At 41.0% G+C, this 19701-nt stretch carries 18 protein-coding genes and 1 pseudogene; 16 read left to right on the top strand and 3 right to left on the bottom strand.

Features of this window, described 5'->3' with window-relative positions; translation table 11 throughout:
- Positions 1–4: 4 nt before the first annotated feature.
- The 15 genes from KHA88_RS15410 (at position 5) to KHA88_RS15340 (ending at position 16279) form a co-directional block, all read left to right on the top strand.
- Positions 5–1291 carry a Gfo/Idh/MocA family protein gene (locus tag KHA88_RS15410; protein WP_213122410.1) on the top strand — a complete coding sequence of 429 codons (1287 nt, stop codon included), beginning with the start codon at positions 5–7 and terminating at the stop codon, positions 1289–1291.
- Between the two features lie 74 nt (positions 1292–1365).
- Entirely contained in the window at positions 1366–2982 is a 1617-nt protein-coding gene (locus KHA88_RS15405; RefSeq protein WP_213122409.1) for an extracellular solute-binding protein, read from the top strand.
- Between the two features lie 63 nt (positions 2983–3045).
- Positions 3046–4647, top strand: a complete 1602-nt coding sequence (locus KHA88_RS15400) for an extracellular solute-binding protein (RefSeq protein WP_213108232.1) — start codon at positions 3046–3048, stop codon at positions 4645–4647.
- Positions 4648–4700: 53 nt separating this feature from the next.
- Complete coding sequence (locus tag KHA88_RS15395; RefSeq protein WP_213122408.1) at positions 4701–6281, top strand: extracellular solute-binding protein; 1581 nt, start codon at positions 4701–4703, stop codon at positions 6279–6281.
- Between the two features lie 211 nt (positions 6282–6492).
- Positions 6493–7347: an ABC transporter permease gene (locus tag KHA88_RS15390; RefSeq protein ID WP_213122593.1), complete on the top strand. Its 855-nt coding sequence runs from the start codon at positions 6493–6495 to the stop codon at positions 7345–7347.
- A 24-nt stretch (positions 7348–7371) separates the two neighbouring features.
- Complete coding sequence (locus KHA88_RS15385) at positions 7372–8256, top strand: carbohydrate ABC transporter permease (RefSeq protein WP_213099269.1); 885 nt, start codon at positions 7372–7374, stop codon at positions 8254–8256.
- A 42-nt stretch (positions 8257–8298) separates the two neighbouring features.
- Positions 8299–9630, top strand: coding sequence for an alpha-galactosidase (gene melA / locus KHA88_RS15380; protein ID WP_213099270.1), 1332 nt, complete (start codon positions 8299–8301; stop codon positions 9628–9630).
- Positions 9627–10673, top strand: coding sequence for a zinc-dependent alcohol dehydrogenase (locus KHA88_RS15375; RefSeq protein WP_249313243.1), 1047 nt, complete (start codon positions 9627–9629; stop codon positions 10671–10673). Before melA ends, KHA88_RS15375 begins: the two co-directional genes overlap by 4 nt.
- A gap of 164 nt (positions 10674–10837) precedes the next feature.
- Positions 10838–12163 carry a M20/M25/M40 family metallo-hydrolase gene (locus KHA88_RS15370; protein ID WP_213122407.1) on the top strand — a complete coding sequence of 442 codons (1326 nt, stop codon included), beginning with the start codon at positions 10838–10840 and terminating at the stop codon, positions 12161–12163.
- A complete protein-coding gene (locus KHA88_RS15365) occupies positions 12138–12524 on the top strand; it encodes a RidA family protein (RefSeq protein WP_213099272.1) in 387 nt (128 codons plus the stop codon). Before KHA88_RS15370 ends, KHA88_RS15365 begins: the two co-directional genes overlap by 26 nt.
- A gap of 21 nt (positions 12525–12545) precedes the next feature.
- Entirely contained in the window at positions 12546–13436 is an 891-nt protein-coding gene (locus KHA88_RS15360) for a dihydrodipicolinate synthase family protein (protein WP_213122406.1), read from the top strand.
- 74 nt (positions 13437–13510) lie between these two features.
- Positions 13511–14263 carry an SDR family NAD(P)-dependent oxidoreductase gene (locus KHA88_RS15355; protein WP_213099274.1) on the top strand — a complete coding sequence of 251 codons (753 nt, stop codon included), beginning with the start codon at positions 13511–13513 and terminating at the stop codon, positions 14261–14263.
- Between the two features lie 23 nt (positions 14264–14286).
- Positions 14287–14952 carry a cyclase family protein gene (locus KHA88_RS15350; RefSeq protein WP_213099275.1) on the top strand — a complete coding sequence of 222 codons (666 nt, stop codon included), beginning with the start codon at positions 14287–14289 and terminating at the stop codon, positions 14950–14952.
- A 16-nt stretch (positions 14953–14968) separates the two neighbouring features.
- Positions 14969–15622, top strand: a complete 654-nt coding sequence (locus tag KHA88_RS15345; protein WP_213108229.1) for a histidine phosphatase family protein — start codon at positions 14969–14971, stop codon at positions 15620–15622.
- Between the two features lie 15 nt (positions 15623–15637).
- A complete protein-coding gene (locus tag KHA88_RS15340) occupies positions 15638–16279 on the top strand; it encodes a histidine phosphatase family protein (protein WP_213122405.1) in 642 nt (213 codons plus the stop codon).
- Between the two features lie 651 nt (positions 16280–16930).
- Here KHA88_RS15340 and KHA88_RS15335 read toward each other — a convergent pair.
- Positions 16931–17068 (bottom strand): annotated as a pseudogene (locus KHA88_RS15335) (IS1595-like element ISSpps1 family transposase); the annotation flags it as partial.
- A 54-nt stretch (positions 17069–17122) separates the two neighbouring features.
- Here KHA88_RS15335 and KHA88_RS15330 point away from each other — a divergent pair.
- Entirely contained in the window at positions 17123–17278 is a 156-nt protein-coding gene (locus tag KHA88_RS15330) for a hypothetical protein (RefSeq protein WP_213122404.1), read from the top strand.
- A gap of 368 nt (positions 17279–17646) precedes the next feature.
- Here the strand turns inward: KHA88_RS15330 and KHA88_RS15325 are convergent, their stop codons facing one another.
- Both KHA88_RS15325 and KHA88_RS15320 read right to left on the bottom strand, forming a co-directional pair.
- Positions 17647–19176: a solute symporter family protein gene (locus tag KHA88_RS15325; RefSeq protein ID WP_213122403.1), complete on the bottom strand. Its 1530-nt coding sequence runs from the start codon at positions 19174–19176 to the stop codon at positions 17647–17649.
- Positions 19173–19529, bottom strand: a complete 357-nt coding sequence (locus KHA88_RS15320; protein ID WP_213122402.1) for a DUF485 domain-containing protein — start codon at positions 19527–19529, stop codon at positions 19173–19175. The genes KHA88_RS15325 and KHA88_RS15320 overlap by 4 nt, the downstream gene beginning before the upstream one ends.
- Positions 19530–19701 lie beyond the last annotated feature (172 nt).

The following is a 19701-nucleotide window of genomic DNA, read 5'->3' as shown; positions in this document are numbered from 1 at the left end:
GACAATGAAAAAAAAGTATGTTGTTGTAGGTGTAGGTGGCAGGGCGCGGTTTTTCTATGAAGCAATCGTGAGGGATTTTCAGGAAACCTCTGAACTCATTGGATTTTGCGATGTAAATCAGACTCGAATGGATTATGCGAATTCCGTTCTGGAGGAGCGGCTCGATTACCATAAAGTGAACACATATAAAGCGAATGAATTTGAAGTCATGATTGAGAAGGAAAAACCGGACGTTGTGATTGTGACGTCTATTGACCGCACCCATCACAACTATATCATCCGAGCGATGGAACTCGGCTGCGATGTCATTACGGAAAAACCGATGACGATCGATGAAGAGAAATGTCAAGCTATCCTTGACGCTGTAGAGAGGACAGGCCGAAAGCTAAGGGTGACGTTCAATTATCGCTATGCGCCGCATAATACGAAAATTAAAGAATTGATCATGAATGATGCAATCGGCGATGTGATTTCGGTCCATTTTGAATGGTTATTGAACACCGAGCATGGTGCGGATTATTTCAGAAGATGGCATCGCGACAAACGAAACAGCGGAGGGCTATTGGTCCATAAATCAACCCACCATTTTGACCTTGTCAACTTTTGGCTCGGCACGACTCCGGATACGGTTTTTGCGATGGGGGATCTGAGCTTTTACGGCCGTGAAAATGCAGAAAAACGGGGTGTCGAGCAATTTTATTCTCGATCACATGGAAGCGAGATAGCAAAAAACGATCCGTTTGGACTCGATATGGCTAGCAATCCATATATGAAAGCAATGTATTTGGACGCAGAGAAGGAAGATGGATATTTCCGTGATCAAAGCGTTTTTGGAGACGGCATTAGCATTGAGGATACGATGGGCTTGCTTGTTAAGTACAAAAATAAGGCGATTATGACCTATTCCCTTAATACTTTTCTGCCTTGGGAAGGCTATAATATCGCATTTAACGGTACGAAAGGGAGAATGGAAGTCAAAATTGTAGAAATGTCCTACGTGAATTCCGGTGGAGATGTTTCCTTGGAAGGGGCGCTGCAAGAGTCGAGCATCATCGTATATCCGATGTTTGATGCTCCGTACAAAGTAGATTTTGAGCAAGAAGAAGGTGGTCACGGAGGTGGAGATCCGATTTTGCTCAGAGATATTTTTGCGGAGCCGGAGGATGATATATATAACCGGGCGGCCTCTCATATTGACGGAGCGTTATCGATTATGACGGGAATTGCCGGAAATAAGTCACTGCGTACTGGTATGCCGGTACGGGTAGACGATCTAGTCAGATTTAAATAAATTGCTATGAGCGAAATGGGGTGGTAGATCCTGGAGTAATTTTGATTTGAAAGATGAATGAGAGGGGGATGGGGATGAAAAGGGGTAAAAATCTTTTAGTAATTATACTCATTGCAATTTTGATCGCAGGATGTACAAATAAAAAAACAGCTACTTCGAAAAAATCACCTTCAGACACACCTCAAGCTGAAAAAGTAAATGGTAAATATGATCCACCAATTGAGATGACATTCGCAGTAGGAAGAGTGGACTCAGATGTAAACTTCCCCGACGGCCAAACAACGAAAGATAATCAGTGGACAAGGAAAGTTGAAGAGGAACTTGGTATTAAACTCGATGTTACCCTCGCAATGAAAAGTGGGGATGAATATAATCAAAAATTAAATGCTCTGATTGTGACGAATGATTTGCCGGATTTATTTACGGTGTATGGCGGTGCAATAAACCAAGTTGATCAAATTGTTGAAGCAGACATCGCTGAAGATTTAACCGAGGCATTCGACAAATATGCTTCTCCATTAGTAAAACAGCTTTTGCCTGATGAGGCACTAGAACCATTGAAGCGGAATGGTAAGTTATATTTCCTGCCTGCCTTGCAAGATCCCGCTGAAGAAGGGTTCATGACGTGGATTAGGTCGGATTGGATGAAAAAGCTAAATTTACCGGAACCAAAAACATTCCAAGATGTAATCGCCATTGCAGAAGCATTTAAAGCGATGAATCCAGACCAAAATTACGGGTTCGAAGCCGGTACCGCTGACTGGAATATGTATAGTTTAAGCGGATTATTCTCTGCTTATCACGCCTACCCGAATGCATGGTTAAAAGATGCGGATGGAAATCTAGTAAATGGAACGATTCAACCAGAAATGAAGGATGCTTTAAAAAGCCTTCAAGATCTTAAGAAAAAAGGTCTCATTCATCAAGAATGGACAGTCAGTGATGACGGCGAGAGGGCAAGAGAGGATTTGATTAACGGAAAAGTTGGAATCCATTTTGGACAATGGTGGGCGCCTGAGTGGCCTTTGCAGCTCGTCAAAGATAGTGACCCAGATTCAGAGTGGAAGGCATATCCTTTTATGTCCGTTGATGACAAGCCCGCTTTACACTTACAACAAACTGTCCAAGTGAATAGCTTCTACGTTCTCAAAAAAGGCTTTCCACATCCAGAAGCATTTTTCGATATGGTCAATCTAGTTGCCGAACACTACTGGGGTGAAACAGCTGTGGCGGATCCACCTGCTAGTGAATTATGGAAAATAGCTCCTGCGGACGTCCAACTTTGGGGTAAAAATATCGTGTTCCAGGAATCAATAGAGGATGCATTTAAATCAGAAGACACGTCAAAATTACGTCCAACTGAGTTACAACTATATGAGAGAATTGAAGACTATCAAGATGGCAATAACGATAATTGGGGAGTTGCCCTTGAATATGGGGTTGATGGATCATTAGGTCTCTATGGGGAATTTACCCGAAATAATCTATGGATAAACAATGAGTTTTACGGCGCTCCAACATCATCAATGACAACGAAACAAGCGAATCTCGATAAACTGTTCTTGGAAACATTCATCGACATTGTCAACGGAGCTGACATTAACAAGTTTGACAGTTTCGTAGAGCAATGGAAAAAGCAGGGCGGTGACGAGATTACGAAAGAAGTGAATGAATGGTATAAATCGAAATAGTTTTAATGATTATTGAAAGCGGTTACTAAAGCTATCGGATTATCTAATAGGAGGGAAAGGTAGATGAGAATGAAAAAGACGTTCAAAAATCTAGTTGCGCTCGTAATCATTCTGCTTTTGATCACCGGTTGCTCGAATAAAGGGACAGAAACCTCTTCGGGTAAGCCAAAAGGTGAAAAATCAGATGGCAATGACAATTCGCCAATTGAAATGACGTTCGCAGTGGGGAGGGTTGACTCGGACGTTAACTTCCCTGATGGTCAATCAACAAAGGACAATAAATGGACGAGACTCGTTGAAGAAGAAGTTGGGGTTAAGCTCGATGTTACCCTCGCAATGAAAAGCGGTGACGAATATACGCAAAAATTGAATGCTCTTATTGTAACGAATGATTTGCCTGATTTATTTACAGTTCGGGGCGAGGATATTATCCAAATGGATCAAATTATTGAAGCGGGCCTCGCTGAGGATCTTACGGAGGTTTTTGAACAACATGCATCTCCTCTAGTCAAGGAGCTTTTACCGGCAGAGGCGCTAGAACCATTAAAGAGAGATGGCAAACTATATTTCATACCCGACTTGCAAAGACCGTCAGAAGATGGATCTATGACTTGGATTAGAGCCGATTGGCTTAAAAAGCTAAACTTACCGGAACCGAAAACATTTCAAGATGTCATTGCGATTGCAGAAGCTTTTAAAGATATGAATCCAAAACAAAATTACGGGTTCGAAGCCGGCACTTCACCTTATGGCATGTACAGTCTAAGCGGATTATTCTCAGCTTACCACGCTTATCCTAATGCCTGGATTAAAGATGCTGACGGAAATCTAGTGAATGGAAATATTCAACCAGAAATGAAGGACGCATTGCAAAGCCTTCAGGACCTGAAGAAGAAAGGACTTATTCACAATGAATGGACGGTCAGTGACGACGGAGAGAGATCTCGTCAGGATTATATTAACGGCAAGCTCGGCATTCACTTTGGGAAATGGTGGGCTCCAGAATGGCCATTACAGCTTATCAAAGATAATGACCCAGACTCGGAATGGAAAGCCTTCCCGTTTATGTCCATTGATGACAAGCCTGCTCTCCATTTGCAAGAAACAGTCCAGGCGAATAGCTACTACGTTCTTAAAAAGGGATATGCTCATCCCGAAAAGTATATTGAAATGGTAAATCTTGTGGCTGAGCATTACTGGGGAGAAGATCCACAAGTCGATCCAGAAGCAAGTGAATTATGGAAAATGGCACCTGCACATCTTCAGCCGTGGGGGAAAAATATCGTATTCCAACAATCTATAGAGGAAGCGTTTAAATCTGGAGACGATTCGAAGCTCCATCCAGGGGAGAAACAGCTATACGATAGGATTCAAGCATATAAAGACGGAAATGACGAAGATTGGGGCATTGCCCTTGAATATGGAGAAGGCGGATCGCTAGGCCTTTATGACTCTTTCGATTATATCAATAACGAGTTTTATGGCGCTCCGACAACCTCTATGACCTCAAAACAAGCGAACTTGGATAAATTATTCCTTGAAACTTTCATTGAAATCGTAAACGGGGCTGATATTAACAAATTCGATACTTTTGTGGACCAATGGAAAAAGCAGGGTGGAGACGATATTACGAAGGAAGTTAATGAGTGGTATAAATCGAAATAGGCAGCGAAAGGGAGATGAGTGTGAATCGATTAATCAATAGGCTAATAATTTTTATGCTAATAATGCTTTTGATGGTTGGTTGTTCAAGTAAAGAGACATCATCTACATCGAAGAATCAGTCACCTTCAAATACAGCCCCGGCGGAAAAAAAGGATGGAAAATACGACCCGCCACTTGAAATGACTTTTGCAGTTGGCAGAGTGGATGCCGATGTAAACTTCCCAGACGGTCAATCAACGAAGGATAATAAATGGACCCGACTTGTTGAGGAAGAACTTGGCGTCAAATTGGATGTAACACTTGGGATGAAAAGTGGCGATGAATACAACCAGAAATTGAATGCGCTTATTGTAACAAATGATTTGCCAGATTTATTTACCGTACGAGGTAGCGAGATAAACCAACTTGATCAAATTATTGAAGCGGATCTTGCTGAGGATCTAACAGAAGTATTTGATGAATATGCTTCTCCATTAGTTAAAGAACTTATGCCTGAAGAAGCACTTGCACCACTGAAGAGAGATGGCAAACTATATTTTCTTCCAGATGTACAGAATCCCGCGGAAGAAGGATTTATGACATGGATTAGAACGGATTGGCTTAAGAAGCTCGGTTTATCAGAACCAAAAACTTTCCAAGACGTCATTGCCATCGCGGAAGCCTTCAAAGCAATGGATCCAAGCAAAAATTACGGATTTGAAGCAGGCACGGATGCGTGGAATATGTACAGCTTAAGTGGATTATTTTCAGCTTATCATGCTTATCCCAACGCTTGGATTAAAGATGCTGATGGAAATCTTGTTAATGGAAATATTCAACCAGAAATGAAGGACGCTTTACAAAGCCTTCAAGACCTTAAGAAGAAAGGGCTTATCCACCAAGAATGGACAGTCAGTGATGATGGTGAAAGATCACGTGAGGACATGATCAACGGCAAGCTCGGCATTCATTTTGGGCAATGGTGGGCTCCAGAATGGCCATTACAGCTTGTTAAAGATAGTGATCCTGACGCTGAATGGAAAGCCTTTCCGTTTATGTCCGTCGACGATAAACCAGCGCTGCACTTACAGGAAACGATTCAGGTGAACAGCTACTATGTTCTTAAAAAAGGTTATGCACATCCCCAAGCATTTATAGAAATGTTGAATTTGGTTGCGGAGCATTATTGGGGAGATGATCCACAAGTAGATCCGCGAGATAGTTCATTATGGAAATTGGGACCAGCACATGTTGAGCCATGGGGTAAAAATATTAAGTTCCAACAATCTATAGAAAATGCATATAAAACTGGAGACAATTCAAATCTTCATCCTGGTGAAATGAAACACTATGAAGAAATTGAAGACTATAAAGCAGGAGACGATACTTACTGGGGCATTACTCTTGAATATGGAGAAGGCGGGTCACTCGGACTTTATGATTCGTTCTCTTTTATAAACAACGAGTTTTATGGCGCTCCGACACCGGCTATGACTTCAAAACAAGCAAACTTGGATAAGTTATTCCTCGAAACTTTCATTGAGATCGTAAACGGGGCCGATATAAACAAATTTGATACTTTCGTAGACCAATGGAAAAAGCAAGGCGGAGACGATATTACGAAGGAAGTTAATGAATGGTATAAATCAAAATAGCGTTGCATGACTAGGTATACAATCTTCCTATTTTTCACCCGTCCCTCTAAGGTCGGGTGGAAAACGGGATTTCCGAGGTGAGAGATGCGTGCTTACTACAAAAAAAGTTCTAAATACTGATACTCAGATTGTTAGTGTTTCTCCTAGAGTTAGTAGAGAATCAAAAGTTAAACTTTCTCCTAGGACAAAAAGGGAAATTCCCCTCTATTTAATGTTACTTCCAGGTTTCATTTTGGTGCTGATTTTTTCTTACGGACCGATGCTTGGGATTATTATGGCCTTTCAAAATTTTATCCCTGCTAAAGGTTTCTTTGAATCGGACTGGGTAGGGTTGGATCATTTCAGGTTCATGACCCAACTACCGGATTTTCGTCAAGTAGTATGGAACACATTGTTCATTGCAATGATGAAAATCGTGGCTGGGTTAATATTTCCGATTATTGTCGCCCTTTCTTTAAATGAGGTAATGAAAGAATGGTATAAAAGATTCGTTCAGGTCGTTATTTACGCCCCATACTTCCTTTCTTGGGTTATACTCGGAGGAATTCTATTCCAATTATTATCGGCAGACGGCATCGTCAATCAGTTTTTGGGAGTTTTCGGTATCGATCCGATTCTCTTTTTAAATAACGCCCCTATTTTTCCGTATGTGTTAGTTGGTTCCGATATATGGAAAAACGTAGGATTCAGTACCATTGTTTTTTTAGCAGCGATCACGAATGTGGATCCCACATTATACGAGGCAGCTTCAATCGATGGAGCAAACCGTTGGAAACAAACTTGGAATGTTACGCTTCCAGCCATGCTTCCAATCATCATCCTTGTTGCGACTTTAAGCCTGGGTGATATTCTGAATGCGGGTTTTGAGCAAGTGTTAATGCTTTATGGTCCTGCTCTTTACAAGACTGGCGACATCATCGACACGTATGTATACAGAATAGGGTTGATCGATGCTCAATATTCTTTTGCCGCCGCAGTAGGGCTGTTTAAATCTCTCATATCTTTAGTTATGGTTTCTCTTTCTTATTTCCTTGCCTACCGCTTGGCGAATTACCGAATCTTCTAAAACATAAGTAAGGAGAGTGGAATGATGGTTGCTGATAAATCGATTGGATATCGAATATTTTTAATAATAAACTACACGCTTTTGGCCTTACTTGCATTGACTTGTTTGCTACCGCTATGTCATGTATTGGCCGTTTCATTAAGTTCTAAAGCTGCTGTTACAGCGGGATCAGTGAAATTTCTGCCCGTTGATTTTACGTTAGCTTCCTACAAGCTCGTTATAGCGAAGCCACAGTTTATCACATCGATGCTGATAACTGTGAAACGCGTACTGCTTGGAGTCGGCATTAATATGATTTTGGTCGTCTTAACGGCATATCCGTTATCTAAAGAAGTAAAAACCTTCCGTTCAAGGACGATTTTTTCCTGGTTTTTCGTATTTACGATGTTTTTTGGTGGTGGGCTTATACCGAGTTACATCGTCATTAAATCTGTTGGAATCATTGACACGATCTGGGCATTGGTACTGCCGGGAGCGCTTCAGATTTTCAGTGTAGTACTTTTGCTGAATTTCTTCCGCGGTATTCCGAAAGAGCTTGAAGAGTCGGCGTTTATGGATGGGGCAGGGCACTTTTCAATTTTATTTAAAATATACCTTCCGGCCTCTTTGCCTGCTTTGGCTACATTGACGTTATTTTCAATCGTATATCATTGGAATAGCTGGTTTGATGGATTGATATATATGAACTCCCCGGAAAATTACCCGCTGCAAAGCTATATGCAGACAATCATCGTTAAGATGGACCAGCAGTTCATGAGAGGAGCAAGCAAGGAATTAATCAAATCACTTAATGAACAAACCTTAAAATCTGCACAGGTTTTCCTTGGTTCTCTGCCTATATTGCTTGTTTATCCATTCCTGCAAAAGTACTTTGTTAAAGGAATTGTGTTGGGCAGCGTAAAAGGTTAAACGATCTATAAAAATTTACAATTGTATTGGAGGAGACAAAGAATGTCGAATTTCACGTTTATCGGAGCAGGAAGCCTTGGATTTACTCGTAAGCTAGTTACGGATATTTTAACTTTTCCGGCGTTGGCAGAAAGCACGATTACCTTGATGGATATTGACGAAGAACGATTGGATGTTGTTAAAAAGGTTGTAGAAAGAATCATTGCGGAGGGGAACTTCCCGGCTAAGGTTGTCGCGACGACGAATCGCGCCGAAGCTTTACAAGGAGCAGATGCAGTCATCTGCACCATTCTTGTCGGAGGAGTACATATATTTCGGCATGATATCGAAATACCTAAAAAATACGGAGTCGATATTAATGTAGGAGACACAAGAGGACCTGCGGGAATTTTCCGCGCGTTAAGAACGATACCAGTCATGGTCGATATTGCGAAAGACATGGAGAAATATTGCCCTGACGCCGTCTTTTTAAATTATACGAACCCGATGACGATGCTTAGTAAAGCAGTGCAGGATACAACCAAAGTGAATTATGTAGGATTATGTCACAGTGTCCAGCATACGGCTGAGATGCTTGCCCGTTGGCTTGGGGCTCCGATTGAAGAGATTACGTATACTTGTTCTGGTATCAACCATTTGGCTTTTTATTCAGAATTTAAATGGAATGGCGAAGATGCGTATCCTCGCTTGAGAAAATTGATGGAGGATCCGACCATTTATAATGAAGAGCTCGTACGTAATGAAATGTTCCTTCACTTGGATTATTACGTCACTGAGTCAAGTGGACATAACTCCGAATATAATGCCTGGTTCAGAAAGCGACCAGATTTGATTGAAAAGTATTGCACACATGGAACCGGTTGGAATCCTGGGGAATATGCCTACATTTTAAATGAGTATCTGGATCAGGAGCAAACTTGGAAAAATGAGCTGAAGGCATCGTTAGAGGAGCCTGTGAATTTGACGAGAAGTACCGAATACGCATCGTATATTTTGAATGCGATGATGGGAGACGGAACACTCTTTACTTTTAACGGAAACATTGAGAATCGTGGCTATATAGATAATCTACCAGAAGGAAGCTGTGTAGAGATACCAATTTTAGCGTCCAAGCGAGGCTTTGATCCGATTAAGGTCGGCAACATGCCTGAACATCTTGCTGTTCTTGCTAATACACATGCGCGCTGCGAAAGTTTGGCTGTTGAAGCTGCATTGACGGGCGATAAAAGGAAGGTCTTCCAAGCCATTTGTATGGATCCACTCACTTCAGCAGTACTAAGCTTGGCTGAGATTAAAAATATGGTCGATGAGTTATTTGAAGTGAACAAGGAATGGCTTCCGGCTTTCAACAAAGTTGGTGGAGTGACGGTATGAGCGGATCAGTAATGAAAGCGCTAATCTATGAAGGCCCGGAATTAATGAATATGAGGGAATTGCCTATTCCCTCTCCACGGCCGGGTGAGGTGCTTATTCGCGTCGAACGGGTTGGAATTTGTGGCTCTGAATTAAGTGGTTATTTAGGGCATAATTCACTTCGTAAACCACCGCTCATCATGGGACATGAGTTCGCGGGCATGGTTGCTAAAACAGGCAGCGATGTGGCGAAATTGAAGTCAGGAGACCGTGTGACAGTGAATCCGCTCATTACTTGCGGAGAATGCCGCTACTGTACGACAGGATCTGCTCAGTTATGCGCGGAACGAAGTCTAGTTGGTGCGCATCGTCCAGGTGCATTTGCTGAGTATGTGGCAGTTCCAGAGAAGAATGTTTATTTGCTTGAGGACCATGTTTCTTTTGATGAGGGGGCATTAGCGGAACCTTTTGCGGTTGCTGTTCATTTATGTCGCTTGCTTCAGTTAGATCCAACAGATCGTTTGCTGATTTTGGGTGCCGGTCCGATTGGACTTTTTACACTACAGGCGGCCCAAGTTTATGGCCTGAAGAACATTGTGGTTGTAGACCTTAACGAGGAACGGTTGGAAATCGTGGAGGAACTAGGTGGGGTATCCAAAACTAGTTTACGAGATTACGAAGTAGGATCTTTTGATGCAGCCGTCGATGCAGTCGGTGTTGAAATCACGCGTTTACAATGTTTGGAGTATGTTAGACCAGGTGGAAGTGTAGTCTTTTCTGGCCTTCATCAAAATGAAACAAATCTTCCTGTGAATGATGCCATTAGAAATGAAATCAAGATGTTCGGTGCCTTTTCTAACAGCCCACTCGACTTTGAAACAGCTTTACAATGGATTAGCGAAGGCAGAGTGAATTTGCTGCCTTGGACGATTCACGCCCCACTTGAAGAAGGATCCGTCTGTTTTGAGAAATTAATATCGGGGCCAGGTAAAGTAGCGAAAATTATGCTAACACTACAGAAGCAAGTAGAAGGGTCTATGAATCTTTTAACACAAAAAGCTTAAGGTACGCTACATATTATTTGAATATTTAACCATTTAAGTGATTGACGATTCAGAATGGTGATGCTATAGTGAGTTTAAGTTCTGGATGTAAAACAGATATTTAAAATACAGAACAAAATTAAACATCACCGTACAGGAAAAAACATTTTAAGGAGGATTGTTGATTGAGCAAAGTAAGGGAAGCGATTACAGAGTGGGTTCAAAAAAATGAAAGTCGTATCATCCAACTTGTGCAAGACCTTGTTTCCCATAATACGGTTAATCATGTAGTTACGGGAAATGAGAAGGAAGCTCAAATATTTCTTTCACAAGTTCTAAGGGATATGGATCTAGAAGTGGACATGTTTACACTTGAAGAAGTTCCGGGATTAAAAGAACATCCGGGATATTTTCCGGGGAAGAATTATTCGAATCGTCCCAATGTCGTAGCTACGTTGAAAGGTAGCGGCGACGGAAAATCACTCATCTTTTCTAGCCATATGGATACGACTGTTGCGGCTTCTGGATGGGAGAAGGATCCGTGGAAGCCGGTCATAAAAGATGAGAAGCTCTACGGATTAGGAACCTTTGATATGAAAGGTGGACTCGCAGCATCCATTATGGCGATTCGCTGTATACAAGAATTAGGTTTTCAAGTAAAAGGCGATCTTCTCGTTGAATCCGTCGTTGATGAAGAGTTTGGTGGGGCGAACGGAACTTTAGCTAGTCGAGTAAGGGGTTATAATCCTGACGCGGCGATTATTCCTGAACCGACAAATATGGCTGTTTGTCCTGGAACACATGGCGGAGCCTTATGGCGGGTCACATTCAGTGGAAATACTGGAATGTCTTTTAGTGGGGAAACTATCGTGAATCCGGCAAATATAGCCGCTAAATTCATAGTCTTTTTAGAAGAGTATGAGTTTAACCGTCAGCAGAAAGGCGGTCCGGCCCCTTATTTCGAAGATGATCACGTTCTTCCAGTTATCGTTACAAGACTTGAGGCAGGCGACATGACAGCAGCTTTATGTGATTCAGGCCCGACGGAATGCCATGTGGACATTTGGGTGGAATGTCATCCGAATGTTTCTGAAGAAGATTTAAAAAAGGAAATTATCGATGGTTTTCGTGCGAAATATGAAGATCAATACCCGACTTGGAACGAACCAGTATTTACGAAAGTCATTCGCTTTTTACCGGGTGCAGAGATTGATCAAAACTTCCCATTAATCAATCTGCTATCTGAAATAACAAGTGAAGCAACTGATCAAAAATACGGCAATGTTACTGGTGCTCCATTTGCATGCGATGCCTTTATGTTTAACGTATATACGGAAACACCTGCCATTGTTATGGGACCTGTTGGGGCAAATGCGCATGCCCCTGATGAACATCTCGATATTCCAGAGTTTTTGAAACTTGTTGAGATATACACACTGACTGCTTTAGAGTGGTGTGGATATGTTGAAAAGGATGTGCACAGTGATGAGAAGAGCAATTCGTACACCTGAAGCTTCTTCGGGTAATGGACCCTATTCACAAGGGATTATTGCAGGAGATTTCGTCTACGTTTCCGGTCAAGGCCCTCTCGATCCACAATCAGGAGGCGTTGTTGGCAGCACCATTGAAGAGCAGACGGAACTAACATTGAAAAATATCCAAAATATATTAAAAGCGGCCGAATGTACAATGGATGATGTTATAAAGGTGAATGTGTTTTTAGCTAGTCTTAAAGATTTTGATCGTTTTAATAGTGTATACGTACAGTTTTTTAACCAGCCGATGCCGGCAAGAACTTGTGTGGAAGCAGGGCTCGACGACATCCTAGTCGAAATTGATGCTATTGCACATCTACCAGATAAAAATACATGAGAACTTTGGAGGGATTGTTAAATGGCTATAAGCGGTAATATTCCAGTTATTCCTACCCCTTTTTTGAACGGTAAGGTACATTTAAGTGATTTTGATAATCTACTAAATAAAACAGTTGATCACTTAGAAGGATATGTAGTTTGTGGCAGTACGGGGGAAGCACCAGCTTTGTCGAAGGAAGAAAGAGTTACTGTTGTAGATTATCTTTCAAAAATAATGCCAAAAGATAAGCATATCGTTGTCGGTCTTGGCGATACGAATTTAAACCAAGCTGTGGAGATTGGCTTACATGCAGCTGATGCTGGAGTGAGAACAGCATTGATTCCGAGCCCATACTATTTTCCAAACTCCCTTGAAATGGTGATTGAATATGTCGGCGAAATTGCTGAACGTACTGGATTGGACATCGCTTTTTACGATAATCCAGTTACAACAAATACGCGATTTACGGCAAATGATTTAATCCAATTAGCTGAAGCCGTTCCAAAAGTTAAATATATTAAAATGACCGATCATTCTTTCTCAAAAATTCGCACCCTAAAGGAAAAAACAAATTTAAAGGTTTTCGGCGGCGACGACATAATTTGTTATCGAGCATTTGAAGCGGGAGTGGACGGAAGTATGATTATCACTCCTTCCGTATTTCCAGCTGAATTCCGCGAGTGTTGGGAAGCTTACCGAAGCGGCGATCGCGAGAAAAGCTTCGATATTTATACGAAAGTTTTGCTTCCTTTTATCATTATGTTCGGACCTGGGGATGAAATTCCAACAACGAAAGCACTATTCCATCATCTCGGAATTTTTTCGAGCAGCGAGACCCGACTTCCATTGATTCCATCAGATGAGAACAGATTCAAAGAAGTCATATTAGGCTATAACACTGGCCTTAAAGGGAGCACAATACAAGTTTAGTAGTCAAATTCTAAAATAAGGATAAGTGGCATTTGCCGATTTGTCCTTATTTTTTTTCAAGGAGGTAATTTCATATGGAACGATTTAAAAACAAAATAGCCTTTGTGACAGGAGCATCTCGGGGAATAGGAAAAGCCATTGCCGAACGTTTCGCCGCGGAAGGAGCAAAGGTAGCTTTAGTTTCCAATAGTAATGAAGATTTGAATGAAACGGTTAATGAATTTCAAGCTTTAGGATACGAGGTCTTACCTATATTGACCGATGTTTCAGATGCCAACCAAGTAGAAAGTGCCGTTGAACGAACAGTTCAGGAATGGGGCCGGATTGATATTTTAGCCAATAATGCCGGAATTGCTTGGGAAGAAGATTTCTTAGAAATCAAGGATGATCACTGGCGGAAAATGCTAGACGTAAATTTAAATGGCATGTTTTATACCGCACAGCGAGTATCAAGGCAAATGGTAAAACAAGGGGAAGGCGTTATCATTAATATGGCATCGACGAACGGGATTGTTGGTGAGCATAAATATGCGCATTATAACGCATCAAAAGGCGGGATTGTACTTTTAACTAAAACGATGGCGTTGGAGCTTGGTCGTCATAACATTCGCGTGAATTCCGTTTGTCCGGGCTATATTCAGACTCCAATGTCCGAAGCAATCGATGACCAGGAATTTGTGGACGAATATATTCGTACAAAAATTTCTCTTAGTAGAGTAGGGAAGCCGGAAGACGTAGCAGGGGTTTATGCATTTTTAGCTTCTAATGATGCGGCTTTTATTACCGGAACGGAAATTATCGTTGATGGTGGACAATTGGCGCAATAATTATTTGGAGGAAGGTGATTAGAATGAAGGTTTACGATTTAACCGGAGCAATTGAAAGTGGAATGTGGGGCTATGGCGATCCGTTTCCTCCTGTGAGGATCGAACCGATCGCTACAATTGAAAAGGATGGTTTTAGCTCCCATAGCTTCCAAATGCATTCGCTTGCTGGCACTTATGTCGAAAATGGCAACCACCTATTAGCTGGAACGGAATCTATCGACCAAGTCCCAGTAGATCGCTTTATTAAGACTGCATGGGTCGCACAATTATCCGAAAAAGAAGCGCTAGAGCCAGTCAGTGCTGAAGAACTTGAAGCAGCTGTCGGGGACAAAATTAAACCCGGAGATGCTTTGCTCGTCAGTACTGGATGGGACAAAAATTGGAATAAGCCAGGTTATGTTGAAAATAATCCTTTCTTTCTTCCTGAAGCAATGGACTGGGTTGTCGAGAAAAAAATTAGTATTTTAGGAACGGATCTCACTCATATTCAAGATCCCCGCGATGACGATGGATCACTTTTACGGAATTTATACATGAACGACGGTCTCCTCATAGCACCGGTTGTTAACTTACGGAAGGTAGACGGTATCGGTCCTTTTACATTAGTAGCTCTGCCACTGCTTATCCCTGGAGTGAACAGCACGCCTTGCCGTGTAGTTTTAATGGATTCATTCAACGCGAATTCATAGGAAGGAGAATGAGAAAATGGATAAAATTTTCCTCTTGCGTCATGGAATGAGACTGGATTTGGAAGATGAAACGTACTGGCGTCATTATGCAAGGCGCCCCGATGATACGCCGCTTTCGGCAAATGGAATTAAACAAGCGCTGGAGACGGCCGAGTTTATTAAGGACGAGGGTATAAAGCATATTTTCGCTTCTCCGTTTTTTCGTACGCTGCAGACCGCGAATATTATCGCTGAAAAATTGGATTTAAAAGTGAATATCGAATATGGATTTATGGAACAGCTCGCCGAAATCTGGTTTAGTGCATTTCCGGAAATTATTACTCAGGAAGAAGCATTTGAAATTTTCTCGAACATAAACAAGGATTACAAATCCTTTGTCATGCCGAAATTTCCGGAAAATATTTCGAAAGTAGATGTGTTTGAGCGAGTGGGTAAGACATTAGAACATGTATTTGAACATTATGACGAGCCTGTTCTCATTGTAGGGCACGGAGCTTCTGTCTGGGAAACGACAAGGAATTTATGGGAAAAGGGAAGAGCTACGGAATATCCTCCAGAAGAATATAACCAGAAAATGTGCGCGCTGCATAAATTCACTTTTCAAGACGGGAAATGGGAACTCGTTCAATCTACGACAGATCATTTGAGTTATATTGATACTTGGTCATAGGTAAGGAGGAACATCATGGTCAATGAAGTATTTATATTGCGTCATGGAATTCGGCTCGATATCGATGATAAAGCATATTTTAGACATTACCTGAAACGTAAAGACGATGTTCCTTTATCCAGCCGGGGAATCATTCAGGCAGAAGAGACTGGTGAATTTTTAAAAAATCAACATGTCACGCATATCTTTTCTTCTCCGTTTTTTCGCACGCTGCAAACGGCTCAAGCGGTGGCTTCAAAGCTAAATTTACCTATCAATGTCGAGTACGGTTTTATGGAAATGTTAAATCCGGATTGGTTTCCCGCTGATCCTGAGCTCTTAACTAAAGAGGAAGCGCTCTCGGTTTTTCCAAATATAAACCCGGACTACGAGTCATTTGTTCAACCGGAATATCCAGAGACCGATTATGAAGGTGTTGTACTTCATCGGGTGAAAAAAGCGCTGGACGAAATCATTTGGCGTTACGATGGAACCATTTTGATCGTGGGTCACGGAGCGTCTACGGAATCGGCGGCGAAGGCATTGATCTTGCCTGATTCGCTTGAAGGTTTTGATGGGAAAATGTGCGCTTTGAATAAATATGTACGCGAAGATGATAAGTGGACATTCGCTTATTGTACAACTGATCATTTGAGCGCCGAATCAATTTTGAATTAGGCTATTTTAAAGATTAAGGTTAATTATGATAAAAAACTCGCTGATATAAGATAACGGGTTCGGTTTTTAAGTGCAAAATTGCAATTTGCTGATAAATAATAAAATCAGCTTTCGAATTAAGAAGATACACAATAATTGGCATTAAAATTGCTCAGGGCATAAAAGCTCTGAGCATTTATTATACATTGGCTTATTGAACAAACGTCACGTTAATCACTTAAATAATGCCAGGATGGATAGAAAAATACATATAACTGTTGAAGTAAATAAGATAACAGAAGTTACAAGATTTCTCCTAAATTTAATAGCATATGCACAAAAAAAGATTGCCGCAGCTAATTTGGAGCAGCTTTGAAAATAAGCATTATTAGAAAAAAATGAATTGCTAAAAATAATTGAAATAAGTAATGTTGCAGAAATAAGTATTTTAAACCACAAAGGCTCTTTTAGGAATTGTTTAATCATAAATTTTATCCACTGCATAACGGTATAACTCCCTTCAATACACTTTCATTTCTAATTAAACATATGATGTATTCTTGAAAAATAATACTTCCCTTATGCAATGGTTATAACATATGTATCAACAACGTGATATGTAAAAATCAGGTGCAAGAATGATCAAAATGCTAGTTCTCGTAGTCTCAATGTTTAAGCAGTTTCCCACGTTTCGAAAACAATTGCTAAAATAAGCATTTATTTCTTCTTACTTAATTCGCTTACCATTTTTCTTTTGTCAAGGAACTGGAACCAAACTAAATAAAGCTGCAAATAATTCGTTGATACTCCGGGCTGAAGGGCGGGTCATTGCCCGTAGATCGAGAGAATTGTTATTTGCGGTAAATGGAATGGGTTTCGATTGCCCTTGGAAGGTGGAAATCGTTCCTTGCGGTAAATGGAATGGGTTTCGATTGCCCTTGGAAGGTGGAAATCGTTGCTTGCGGTAAATGGAATGGGTTTCGATTGCCCTTGGAAGGTGGAAATCGTTGCTTGCGGTAAATGGAATGGGTTTCGATTCCCCTTAGAAGGTGGGAATCGTTGCTCACGGTAAATGGAATGGGCTTCGATTTACCTTAGTGGAGAAAATCGTTGTTCACGGTAAATGGAATGGGTTTCGATTCCCCTTAGAGGGTGAAAAACGTTGTTCACGGTAAATCAAATACGTTACGATTGCCCCTAGGGAAGAAAAATTGTCTTTCAAGGTAAATGGCTTGCGGTACCCTCACCCGTCTTCTACAAAAAAGAAAAGTGGCCATTATTAGATCTTCATAAGTACAGAAATCCGAATAAATATGATAAAGCCATATCATGAAGAGGGGCTGTATAGAAAGTCCATAAAAGTGACTTCTACACAGCCTCATTTTTAATTAAAGATGATATCCCGTATTAGCTTTTACCTTCACTTCTGCATATTTTTTCGCATCTTGTTTGCTCGAAACGAGTGTGCCGATGACAGCTCCGATAAAACCGATTGGAACGGAGAACAGGGCTGGATTCGTTAATGGAAAAATTGGATCCCCTGTGAAAAAGGCTGCGCCTTCTACTGGTGAAATGACATTAGGACTGATGGCGACAAGAATAATAGAAGACAAGAGTCCTGATAACATCCCTGTCATTGCTCCTGTTGTATTAAAGCGCTTCCAATAAATCGTATAAACAATAACAGGAAGGTTTGCGCTAGCCGCAACACAAAAAGCTAAAGAGACAAGAAAAGCGACGTTTAAGTTTTGAGCAAATAGTGCAAGTAAAATCGAAAGTACTGAAACGCCTAGTGAAGCATATTTTGCAGCTCGCATTTGTTCTTTCTCCGTAGCTTTCCCTTTTTTGATAATTTGTCCAAAAATATCATGAGCGAAAGCAGAAGCTCCGGATAAAACAAGACCGGCGACAACAGCTAAAATTGTAGCAAACGCAACTGCTGAGACAAAGGACATTAATACATCGCCGCCTAGTACTTGTGCAAGTAGTGGGGCAGCCATATTTCCTGCAGCATTACTGCTTTTAATTGCATCGGAGCCAACAAAAGCGGCAGCACCGAAGCCAAGAAAAATTGTCATTACATAGAAAATCCCAACAATCCATGTCGCCCAAATGACGGAACTGCGTGCTGTTTTAGCATCCCTGACTGTAAAGAATCTCATTAAAATATGCGGAAGGCCAGCTGTACCAAGTAGGAGTGCAATCATGAGTGAGATTGTATCTAATGGCGCCGTGTACTTCACACCTGGATGTAAGTAAGCCTCTCCTAAAGGAGTCGCTGATTTCATCGTGGTAAACATTTCTAAAATATTAAAATGAAAACGAGAAAGGACTAAAAAGGAAATAATGACTGTACCAAGCATTAAGAGAACGGCTTTAATAATTTGTACCCAGCTAGTTGCTGTCATTCCTCCGAATATGACATAAATAGTCATCATTACACCGACAATTAACACAGCTATCCAATAATCAATTTTAAACAATAATTGAATAAGTGCACCTGCACCAACTAATTGGGCGATCATGTAAAAGATAACGATCGTAATCGTGTTAAGAGCAGCGGTCGCGCGTACTTTTTTTGCATCGAAACGAGCATGAATCATATCGGCAAGTGTATACTTCCCGAGATTACGAAGTGGCTCCGCAACAATAAACATAACAACTAAATAAGCGACCAAGTAGCCAATACTAAATAAAAAACCATCAAAACCATATAAAGAGATTGCACCTGCTATCCCAAGAAAAGAGGCTGCAGATAAATAATCACCGGAAATGGCAAGACCATTTTGCCAACCTGTTAAGCCCCCGCCAGCTGTATAAAATTCATTGGTCGTGTTCGTCCTTTTCGCTGCAAAATATGTAATCAAAAGCGTCATTCCGACAATAATTAAAAAGAGAATAATTACGGTACTATTCATCGGGCTTTTCTCCCTTCAGCATGTACTTCTTCCTTCCAAACTTTCTCAGCCATTCGATCGAATCCCGCGGCTTTTTTCATGTAAATGGTGGCCAAGACCCATGTCATTACAAATAATAAAAGGGCATAGATCCACGTCCATGAAATATCACCGATGGCTGGTTTGTCCAATACATTTGTGTAAGAAATAAGAATTGGAAACAATAAATATAACCCGAAGAATAGAACGATTGATGGTACCAAAAATTTTCTTTTTGCGAATATCAACTCTTGAAACGGAATACTTCTTTCCATCTCTTCAAAGTCTACCGCCTGTTTGTTGTGTTTTTTTCCTTTCAAAGTCCCCTTTGCCATTACTCAACCTCCTCTTTTTATAAATTCAAAATTATAGAAATATAATTAAAATTTAATTTAAAAAAAGCTAAATGTCAATTTAAATTTAATAGTCACGACCTTTTGGTTATAAGGGATTAGTGTGGTTGTAGGTAGAAAGTTTTGATTGGAAAATGAGGGTTTTGGGAGGGAC

It is taken from the genome of Lederbergia citrea, assembly GCF_018343525.1.
GTDB lineage: Bacteria > Bacillota > Bacilli > Bacillales > Bacillaceae_C > Lederbergia > Lederbergia citrea.
The sequence above is the reverse complement of the archived record's forward strand: the minus strand, read 5'-3'. Positions and strand labels throughout refer to the sequence as shown.